A 10,004-nucleotide genomic window follows, 5' to 3' on the forward strand; every position below is an offset into this window, starting at 1 on the left:
GACTAAGATGTTACTGCAAAAAATCCAACTTAAACTATTTTTAAAACTTATATGTAAAGTTTGCTAATAATGCTCTTGGTTGTTGTGGCGTAATGGTTGTCCACCCTTTATAATAGTTTTCATTAAACATATTATTAAGCTTTAACCCTACTCTATATTTATCTGCTTGATAAAAAACAGAAGAATTGTAAATGGTGTAGCTTGGCAAATCAAAAGTTCCGCCAGGGCCATAGTTAATTATAGAGCTTTCACTAGCTCCATTTAAACCAAAACCTACTCCAAAACCTTCTAAACTACCAACCTGAAACTCATAATTTGCCCAAAGGTTGTATAACGTTTCAGCTCCTGCTTCTACAGGGCGTGTACCTGCTAAAATAGCATTATCGGTCTTTGTAATTTCACTATCATTATTACTAAAACCAGCTTTAATATTTAATCCGTTAATAGGGTTTGCATTAATTTCTATCTCTAAACCTTTACTTTCTACTTCACCATCTTGTATTTTATTAAATGCAGATGTTGGGTCTGTCATAACTTTATCAGACACTGTAATATTATAATAACTAACAGTTGTATTTAATTTGCCATTAAACAAGTTTGTTTTAAAACCAAATTCTAATTGGTTTGCTTGTTCCGGATCAAAAGATTTTAGGGTTTGTGGGCCATCTGCAGGATCACCAACTAGACTAGGAGCAATATTTGTAAATCCGTTTTGATAATTTGCAAAAACAGATAACTTATCTAAAATTGGTTGGTATAAAACACCAAACTTAGGTGAAAATGCCGTTTGCGCATAGTCATCTGCATCTGTAGTTACATCACCTTCATTATCAAACCTATCTACACGTAAACTTGCCATTGCAGATAAAGTTGGCGTAATATTTAAAACATTAGATACATAAGCACTGTAGGTACTAGTTTTTGATTTTATATTGTTAGCAGTTTGTGATGCCAAAACAGACAATACTCCTGCCTCTGTTAGCGGGTAAGCATCCGTTTCTACTTCTGGTGTAAAAGGGTTATCACCGTTTGTATCTCCGTTTGGTAATACGTTACCATAAAAAGAGTAACCAGAACTTTGGTTTATGTTTGTTGCTTGGTAATAATCTAAACCAGCTACTACTCTATTACGTAAAGTTCCTATTTTAAAATCTCCTATAAAATTTTGTTGTATGTCTGTTGTATTAGTTGTGCTATTCTCTTTATTTATCATTCTAGAGAATGTATTAGGATCTAATGTTCCGTACTCATATAAATAAGAGTAATATCCTTTTGAAGATGTATTACTTTTAGATAATATGGTTTGCGATTTCCAAGCATCAGATAACTTATAATCCATTTCTACTCTGTAGTTAGATGTAGGATTCTCTATAGACAAATCATTAGATGTGTATGATAACTTATTATTATACCCTAATTCTGAAATACTAGAAGATGCAGATACTGCTGCCCTATTTAAAAACAATGATGTTGCATTTGTTTGTTCAGACTCAGTAATTTCTGCGTAAACAGAAAAAGATAATTTGTTATTTACACGATAAGATAAAGAGGGTGCTACAAAAAACGATTTTTGAAAACCAGCATCTTGGAAACTATCTTCTGTATGGTATGCTGTATTTAATCTAAAATAGATGTCATTATTTTTATCTAACGCTGTATTAAAATCACCAGATATAACAGACAATCCATAAGAACCTGCTGTTAAAGAAATTTGACCTCCGTATCCTTTGTATGGCTTTTTTGTAACTGTATTAATTAAACCTCCGTAAGATGTTACAGAGCTACCAAACAATGTAGCGGATGGCCCTTTTATAACTTCTATACGCTCTATATTTGCTGCATTTATAGTACCATTTGTTAAACCTGGCATACCATTAACCAACTGTGGTTGCACACTAAACCCACGAATACTATAGTACCCAGAACCATCACCACCACGTCCTGTAGAACTCCATAATTTATCTACACCAACTGCATTTTTTAAGGCATCATCAAACTTTGTTGTTATTTGAGACACTAATAAATCTGATGTAATGGTATTGTAAACCTGAGTGTTTTCTAAATCTTTTAAAGGTAATTTTGCTACATACGCAGTTTCTTTTCTAGAGAACTTATTTCTTCGCTCACCATTAACTACTACTTCTTTTAAAATTTCATTACCCTCATAAAGTTGTACTGTATCTAGAGTGTTTTCCACTCCTGTGGTAATAGTTACTATTACCTCTTTAGTTTTAAACCCAATATAAGAAACTAAAACTGTATAACTACCTGCTTCCAAATTTGATATACTAAAAGCTCCATCATAATTTGTTTGTGCTCCTAAACCTGTACCTACTACAGAAACGTTTACACCCATTAACGGGTTATTTTCTACATCTGTAACTTTTCCTGTTAGCTTACTTTCTTGTGCATTTGCAACAAATAATGCCACAAATAAAAATGCTAACGTAATTAAATTCTTCATTATCCTTATTTAGATTTATTTAAAATAATATTTATAATGCAAACATATTACAGGAAACAATACGAACCAAACATTATTTTTATTTATTCTAAATAAACTTAAAATCATACTATGTATTACTTTCACAACTACATAAAAAAAACAGAATTATGGACTTTTAACAGTTGTCTTACTCACTATTTATTAAATTTGACATACTATGATAGAGGAACTAAAAAACAGCTATGGTAATTTATTTGAAAAAGAATTATTACAAGAAATTCTTGAAGTTGCAACCTATAAAGAAGTTCCTGAGGGTTTTAAAATGATAGAAATAGGAGACTATGTAAAATCTATGCCTTTGCTAGTTTCTGGTGCCATAAAAATACTTAGAGAAGATAAAGATGGAGATGAACTACTACTCTACTATTTAGAAAAAGGAGAAACATGCACAATGACAATGGCTTGTTGTATGGGACATAAAAAAAGTGAAATTAGAGCCATAGCAGAGACTAACGCTAAGTTAATTATGGTTCCTATAGAGAAAATGGAAATATGGACCAGCAAATATAAATCTTGGAGAGATTTTGTTTTTGAAAGCTATCACAATCGTATTAACGAGCTCCTACAAACAGTAGATAGTGTTGCTTTTTTAAATATGGATCAACGACTTTTAAATTACTTAAAAGAAATGTCTCGTGTAACCAAAAGCATTACAATAAACAAAACGCATCAAGAAATTGCTTATGATCTTCATAGCTCTAGAGTAGTAATATCTAGACTATTAAAAAAATTAGAGAAACTTGGTAAAATAGAATTACATAGAAATAGCCTTAAAATCATAAATCTAAGTTAAGTGTAACATAAGTTACTGTAACACATATTAATAACTCATAAGTTTGTAGTCCAAATTTAAAACTACATAGTTATGATTATTGAACAAATATATACAGGTTGCCTATCTCAAGGCGCATACTACATAGAAAGTAATGGCGAGGCTGCTATTATAGATCCTTTAAGAGAAACGTCTCCTTACACTACAAGAGCTGAAGAAAATAACGCTACAATTAAATATATTTTTGAAACTCATTTTCACGCAGATTTTGTTAGCGGACACGTTACATTAGCTCAAAAAACTGGAGCTCCTATTGTATATGGACCTATGGCAGATCCGTCTTTTGATGCTATTATAGCTAAAGACAATCAGGAATTTAAAATTGGTAATGTTACAATAATTGCCTTACATACGCCTGGTCATACAATGGAAAGTACTACCTATCTTTTAAAAGATGAAAACGGAAACGACCACGCTATTTTTAGCGGAGACACCTTATTTTTAGGTGATGTAGGTAGGCCAGATTTAGCGCAAAAAGCAGGTGAAATTACAGAAGAAGATTTAGCTGGCTTTTTGTTTGATAGTTTACGTAATAAAATTATGCCTTTAGCAGATACTGTTTTAGTATACCCCGCACACGGAGCTGGTTCTGCTTGCGGAAAAAACCTAAGTAAAGACACCGTTGATACGCTTGGTAACCAAAAGAATACGAACTATGCTTTACGTGCTAATATGACTAAAACTGAGTTTATTAAAGAGGTTACAGATGGTTTATTACCGCCTCCTAGTTACTTTCCGTTAAATGTAAAAATGAATAAAGAAGGATATGATGATATTGCCGATATTATAAAAAGAGGTACAATAGCATTAGACCCAGATATGCTTGAAGCTTTAGCTAACAGAACAGGAGCTATTATTTTAGATGTTAGACACCAAGACGATTTTGCAAAAGGGCACATTCCTAGATCTATTTTTATTGGTTTAGATGGTAGTTTTGCTCCTTGGGTTGGCGCATTAATTGCAGATGTAGAACAACCTATAATTTTGGTTACTCCAGAAGGTAAGGAAGAAGAAACAGTTATAAGATTATCTAGAGTTGGATTTGACAATACCTTAGGGTATTTAAAAGGCGGATTCAATGCTTGGAAAAAAGCCGCTAAAGAGTATGATACTGTGAATACTACAACTGCGTCTAATTTAAGTAATGAATTAGATAGTAGTACCAAAGTTTATGATGTTAGAAAAGAGAGTGAGTACCTTTCTGAACATATGATTGGAGCTATTAATACTCCTTTAGATTTTATAAATAAGTATATAAAAGATTTTCCTTCTAATGAAAACTTTTATATTCACTGTGCTAGTGGTTACAGAAGTATGGTTGCTGCATCTATCTTAAAAAGCAGAGGCATACATAATTTAATTAATGTAAACGGAGGTTTTAATGCCATAAAAGATATTAAAATACCTGTAAGCAACTATGTTTGCCCATCTACATTGTAAAAAATAAAAAATGCTAAGGCTTTATTAATTTTATTGCTTTAGCATTTTTCTTTTTTAATTAATTACCTTTAATACGTTGCCACAAATCTGCTAATAGCTTTTTAGCCTGAGCTCTATTTTTTGGCTTTTCTTCAAAAACAATAGTCCCATTCTCATAAGTGTTTATTTTGTAGCTAAAAACAAAATCGTGTGCCTTATAATTCATACTTAATGTTCCAAAACGCAAATCATTAAAATACAAGTTATCGTTATAAATATCTACGGTATACCAACCTTTACTAATAGCAATCATCCTTTGTACTTTAGTATTGTTAAGTAAATCACCTAATAAATGATGGTTTTTAGTGTATTTTGAAAATTTGATTGGCTTTGTATCAAAAAAAGAATAATGTCCAATATAATAAGCATTTTTAGTCTCTACATTGGCAGTCCATAAAATTGTATTTAAGGGAGATGGTTTTGTTTCAATTTCTGTATAAGCTATATTTTGTTCTTCTAATTGTTTTTTAAATTGATAAAAAGCAGCACCTTTTAAAGCAAAAGTTAACGCCAAATAACTACTACTTAGTATTAAACCCAAGTTATTGTATTTTCTACGTTTAGAATCTGTCTTCTTTTGAAACATTGTTAAAATAAGAAACACTAAAAATGGTACTGTATACAAGGGGTCTACAACAAAAATAGTTTTAAATGCCAATCGGTTTTCTAAAGGCCAAAACAACTGTGTACCCCACGTTGTATGTGCATCTAATATTGGGTGCGTTACAAATGCTAAAAAGAAAAGCCAACACCAACCTTTAAAATCCTTGTACTTTTCAAACCTAGTAACCAACCACGCAAAAATTGGCGCAAATAAAACTGAAAATAACACCGAATGTGTAAAACCACGATGTAGTTCTAAGCCTGTAACAGTATCTGTATAAAAAGATGCAAAAGTATCTAAATCTGGTATTGTACCTGCAATAGCACCATAAAGCATTGCTTTGTTTCCTATTTTTTTTCCTAAAACAGCTTCACCTACTGCTGCTCCTAATACTATTTGCGTTAAAGAATCCATATATAAATTATAGTGTAACAAAACTAAACTATTAAGTTTAAAAATGTCTAAAACATTAAATTACTGTGCTTAGTAACATAAGTTACTTACCGTCTCAATAAAATAAAGTTACTTTGTAAATATTATAACTATTTTATTAGCAAAAATGGATTCAATTTTTCAACCTTGGCCGTGGTATGTGTCTGGCCCCTTAATAGCCTTAGTATTATTTTTATTACTCTTTGTTGGTAAAAACTTTGGTATGTCTAGTAATCTTAGAACACTGTGTACCATTTGCGGAGCAGATAAAAAGTCGGACTTTTTTAAGTTTGATTGGAAAAACCAAAGATGGAATTTGATTGTGATGATTGGAGCCATTATTGGCGGCTATATTGGTGCTAATTTTTTAACAGAAACTACTGCTGTAGACATAAATCCAGAGACCATAAAAAATTTACAAGAACTTGGCTTTTCTAGTGCTGGTAATGCTTACTTACCAACAGAACTTTATAGTTTAGATGCTTTAACAGATATAAAAAGTATTATAATATTAGCCATAGGTGGACTTTTAGTAGGTTTTGGAACTAGGTATGCAGGTGGCTGCACATCTGGCCACGCAATATCTGGCTTAAGTAACTTACAGTTACCATCTTTAATAGCTGTTATTGGCTTTTTTATTGGTGGTTTATTTATGATTCACGTATTATATCCTTTAATTTTTTAAGACTATGAGAACCCTTTTATATTTACTTATCGGCATTTTATTTGGTATTACTATGTTTAAGTCTGAGGCCGCATCTTGGTTTCGTATTTATGAGATGTTTCAACTACAGTCTTTTCATATGTACGGTATTATAGGCTCTGCTGTTGGACTAGGTGTTATTATTACACAACTTATTAAACGCTATAAATTAAAATCTATTCACGGAGAAGAAATAAAGTTTATTCCTAAAAACAAAAGTATTAGCAGGTATCTTTTTGGTGGTATTATTTTTGGTTTAGGTTGGGCATTAGCAGGTGCTTGTCCTGGACCTATGTTTACTTTAGTAGGCGCAGGTTTTGCTCCTATTTTAATTGTAATTGCTTTTTCAATCTTAGGAACATTTTTATATGGTATTCTTAGAGATAAATTACCACATTAAATTTATTTAAAATCTTTAGTTTAATGTTTTATAAGTAAAACATCACGCTAAAATTACATCATACAATTAAAAAAGGCTTCATAATTAAATGAAGCCTTTTTTGTTTTTACTTTAAATTTAGAACAATAATTATTCTTTATCTAAAACTAAATGCTCTATAAAAAATTCCATCATTCTACTGGTATCCATTGCTGTGTGTCCTTTATCCGGACCAATTTGTACTTCAAAACTTTTACCAGCATCTTGCAATGCTTTTATAAATTGTAAAGAGTTTGCTGGGTGTACATTGTTATCACTAGTACCAAAGAAAATCATTAACTCACCTTGTAAATCTTTAGCCATAGTAATTAAACTACTTGCCTCATACCCTTTTTTATTTTCTTCTAATAGGCCCATATAACGCTCTGTATACACGTTATCATAATTACGCCAATCTGTTACTGCAGAGTTTGCAACAGCTGCATGGAAAACCTCTGGATAACGCAATAATAAAGTTGCAGATGTAGTACCACCGTATGATGTACCATAAACACCAACTTTATTTTTATTAAAATAAGGTCTGTTATATAAAGATTTTATACCTGCTGCAAAATCATCCATTTCTGTAAAACCTAAGTTTTGGTATAAATTATCTAACAATCTTTTACCTCTACCTTTTACGTTTCTACCATCTACCTCTGCTACTAAAAAACCAAACTCTGTTAATGGGTTTGGTGTTGTAAAACGCTCTGTAAACTCGTTAGTTGCAGGACCACCGTAGTTACTTAAAAGAAGTGGATATTTTTTATTAGGATCAAAATTAGAAGGAAAATGTAAAAACCCGTGTAGTTCTGTTTTACCATCTGCAGAAGTAAACGTAAATGCTTCTACAGTTTTTAAACCTAACTTTTTAAATTCTGATATATCTGACGTACCAACTACAGCAACTTTTTTACCTTTAATAGTTCTTAAAGTAGTAACTGGTGCAGTATTATGAGTTTGTGCAACATCTACAAAGTACTTATTATTTGGTGCTAAAAATACAGAATGATTAAAAGCCGGGTCTGTTAATCTCTTATCTCCAGAACCGGTTAGTTTTACACTATGCAACTGTATTTTCATATGGTTTTCTCCACTACGCGCTGTGTAGTACATCACTTTTTTAGCTTCATCTACACTTACAATACCGTCTACCTCAAAATTATGTTTGGTTAATTGTTTAACTAGTTTACCACTAAAATCATATAAATAATAGTTGTTAAAACCAGAGCGCTCAGACGCCCAAATAAATTGCTTTCCGTTTTTTAAAACGTGCATTTCCGGACTATTTTCTGTGTAACTAGGCAACCATTCTTCTCTAATTACGGTTCTAGAAGCTCCTGTATTAGGATTTGCAGCTCTAAGTTCCATTATATTTTGCTTACGGTTTGTGCTGTGGTACAATAACTCCTTACCATCTGGTGTCCAGCTAACGTCATAAATATAAGTACCTAAATCACCGTCATTATAAGGCTTACCGTCTCTAAGATCTAATTGTTGTACTTTTTTAGTTTCTAAATCATACACCATTAAATCTACAGGTAAATTTTTAGCTCCAACCTTAGGGTATGCTTCAATTTCTACTGAGTCTTGTATTTGTGTTTGATCATATAAAACATAGTATTTTTTAGATTCTTTTTCATCAAACTTATAAAAAGCAACCTTTTTACTATCTGGAGACCACCACATTGCTGTGTTTTGACTTAATTCTTCACCATAAACCCAAGTAGCAATACCAAACTTTAATTGGTTTTCATCATTCCCTTCTGTAGTTATAGCAACAACATTAGAGCCATCAGCATTACTAAAAAACATATTTCTGTCTTTAGTAAAAGCTTTGTATTTACCGTTTGGCGACTCTGCAGATGCATATTGTCTACCACGAGCTGGCCTGTTAGCCCATTTAGCGTATCTATCGTCTTTTAATTTAGTTGTAGCTGTTGCTTCACCTTTACCAATAGTAAACTCTTTAGCTTCTCCGTCTTTTATATATTGAAAAGCAGTTCCTGCATCATTCCATTTAACGTAAGTTGGAGACATATTTACAGCTCTTCTAATTTGCGGAGCAACTTTTACATATTGCTCATAACCAGGCATTTTTTTTAGCTTATCTTGTGCAGACACGGCTGTAATTATACCTAGAGATAATGCTGCACAAAATGCAGCTTTAAAAGTGTTCAATTTCATTCTTTTGAGTATTTAATTTGGTTGCTAAATTTACAATTATTAAACTAATTTGTAACTATTACATAAAATAAGTTGTGTTTAGCTGTGCTTTTATATCATTTTTTTAATTCTATCTAAGTAAACTTTTAAAATACAATAAACCATAGAACAAACATTATCCTTATTTTTGTTGAAAATTGATTTTTATGCTTAATGTTGGAGTTTTGGGAGCAGGTCATTTGGGGAAAATCCATTTGCGTTTGCTTAACGAATCAGAAAAATATTCTTTAGTTGGATTTTATGATCCAGATGTTATAAACGGTAAAAAAGTAGAAGCCGAATTTGGTTATACATATTACGATAACATAAATAAACTAATGGATGCCGTAGATGTTTTAGACATTGTAACACCTACCCTTTCTCATTTTGAATGTGCAAAAAAAGCTATTGAAAAAGGTAAGCATATTTTTATTGAAAAACCAATTACAAATACTTTGGCAGAGGCCGAAGAGCTTATAGAACTTAAGAACAAATACAATGTAAAAGGGCAAGTAGGACACGTAGAGCGTTTTAACCCAGCTTTTTCTTCTGTAAAAGACAGCATTGTAAACCCAATGTTTATAGAAACACACAGATTAGCAGAATTTAACCCTCGTGGTACAGATGTGCCGGTGGTTTTAGATTTAATGATACATGATATAGATGCTATATTAAGTGTAGTTAATTCTAAGGTTAAAAATATTAATGCTAGTGGCGTGTCTGTAATTAGTAAGTCTCCAGACATTGCAAATGCACGTATAGAGTTTGAAAATGGTTGTGTTGCTAACCTAACTGCAAGTAGAATTTCTTTAAAAAATATGCGTA

8 protein-coding genes are annotated in these 10,004 nt (G+C 31.8%); 5 read left to right on the plus strand and 3 right to left on the minus strand.

Annotated features, from left to right (window positions below; all coding sequences use genetic code 11):
* Positions 1–40: 40 nt before the first annotated feature.
* Positions 41–2,464 (minus strand): TonB-dependent receptor, encoded by a 2,424-nt coding sequence (locus ABJD66_RS09960; protein ID WP_348131012.1) that lies wholly within the window; start codon positions 2,462–2,464, stop codon positions 41–43.
* Between the two features lie 199 nt (positions 2,465–2,663).
* Between ABJD66_RS09960 and ABJD66_RS09965 the strand changes: the two genes are divergently transcribed.
* Both ABJD66_RS09965 and ABJD66_RS09970 read left to right on the plus strand, forming a co-directional pair.
* Positions 2,664–3,299: a Crp/Fnr family transcriptional regulator gene (locus ABJD66_RS09965; RefSeq protein WP_303541476.1), complete on the plus strand. Its 636-nt coding sequence runs from the start codon at positions 2,664–2,666 to the stop codon at positions 3,297–3,299.
* Between the two features lie 72 nt (positions 3,300–3,371).
* Positions 3,372–4,778, plus strand: a complete 1,407-nt coding sequence (locus tag ABJD66_RS09970) for an MBL fold metallo-hydrolase (RefSeq protein ID WP_348131015.1) — start codon at positions 3,372–3,374, stop codon at positions 4,776–4,778.
* Positions 4,779–4,836: 58 nt separating this feature from the next.
* On the opposite strand, the gene ABJD66_RS09975 is transcribed toward ABJD66_RS09970, so the two are convergent.
* On the minus strand, positions 4,837–5,835 hold the full coding sequence (locus tag ABJD66_RS09975) for a metal-dependent hydrolase (protein ID WP_348131018.1): 999 nt from the start codon (positions 5,833–5,835) through the stop codon (positions 4,837–4,839).
* 145 nt (positions 5,836–5,980) lie between these two features.
* On the opposite strand from ABJD66_RS09975, the gene ABJD66_RS09980 reads away from it, so the two are divergent.
* On the plus strand, positions 5,981–6,538 hold the full coding sequence (locus ABJD66_RS09980) for a YeeE/YedE thiosulfate transporter family protein (protein WP_100895659.1): 558 nt from the start codon (positions 5,981–5,983) through the stop codon (positions 6,536–6,538).
* Positions 6,539–6,542: 4 nt separating this feature from the next.
* Positions 6,543–6,956 (plus strand): DUF6691 family protein, encoded by a 414-nt coding sequence (locus ABJD66_RS09985; protein WP_100895658.1) that lies wholly within the window; start codon positions 6,543–6,545, stop codon positions 6,954–6,956.
* A gap of 129 nt (positions 6,957–7,085) precedes the next feature.
* Here the strand turns inward: ABJD66_RS09985 and ABJD66_RS09990 are convergent, their stop codons facing one another.
* Positions 7,086–9,161, minus strand: coding sequence for a DPP IV N-terminal domain-containing protein (locus tag ABJD66_RS09990; protein ID WP_348131023.1), 2,076 nt, complete (start codon positions 9,159–9,161; stop codon positions 7,086–7,088).
* Between the two features lie 185 nt (positions 9,162–9,346).
* Between ABJD66_RS09990 and ABJD66_RS09995 the strand changes: the two genes are divergently transcribed.
* Positions 9,347–10,004: Gfo/Idh/MocA family oxidoreductase (locus ABJD66_RS09995; RefSeq protein WP_348131026.1), on the plus strand; the 658-nt coding region annotated here is incomplete at its 3' end.

Source organism: Cellulophaga sp. (assembly GCF_039943695.1).
GTDB lineage: Bacteria > Bacteroidota > Bacteroidia > Flavobacteriales > Flavobacteriaceae > Cellulophaga.

Bases quoted from the DNA above. Each gene is read 5' to 3' on its own strand.
- ABJD66_RS09975 (WP_348131018.1), bottom strand. From the start codon at position 5,835: ATGGATTCTTTAACGCAAATAGTATTAGGAGCAGCAGTAGGTGAAGCT.
- ABJD66_RS09980 (WP_100895659.1), top strand. From the start codon at position 5,981: ATGGATTCAATTTTTCAACCTTGGCCGTGGTATGTGTCTGGCCCCTTA.
- ABJD66_RS09970 (WP_348131015.1), top strand. From the start codon at position 3,372: ATGATTATTGAACAAATATATACAGGTTGCCTATCTCAAGGCGCATAC.
- ABJD66_RS09965 (WP_303541476.1), top strand. From the start codon at position 2,664: ATGATAGAGGAACTAAAAAACAGCTATGGTAATTTATTTGAAAAAGAA.
- ABJD66_RS09990 (WP_348131023.1), bottom strand. From the start codon at position 9,161: ATGAAATTGAACACTTTTAAAGCTGCATTTTGTGCAGCATTATCTCTA.
- ABJD66_RS09985 (WP_100895658.1), top strand. From the start codon at position 6,543: ATGAGAACCCTTTTATATTTACTTATCGGCATTTTATTTGGTATTACT.
- ABJD66_RS09960 (WP_348131012.1), bottom strand. From the start codon at position 2,464: ATGAAGAATTTAATTACGTTAGCATTTTTATTTGTGGCATTATTTGTT.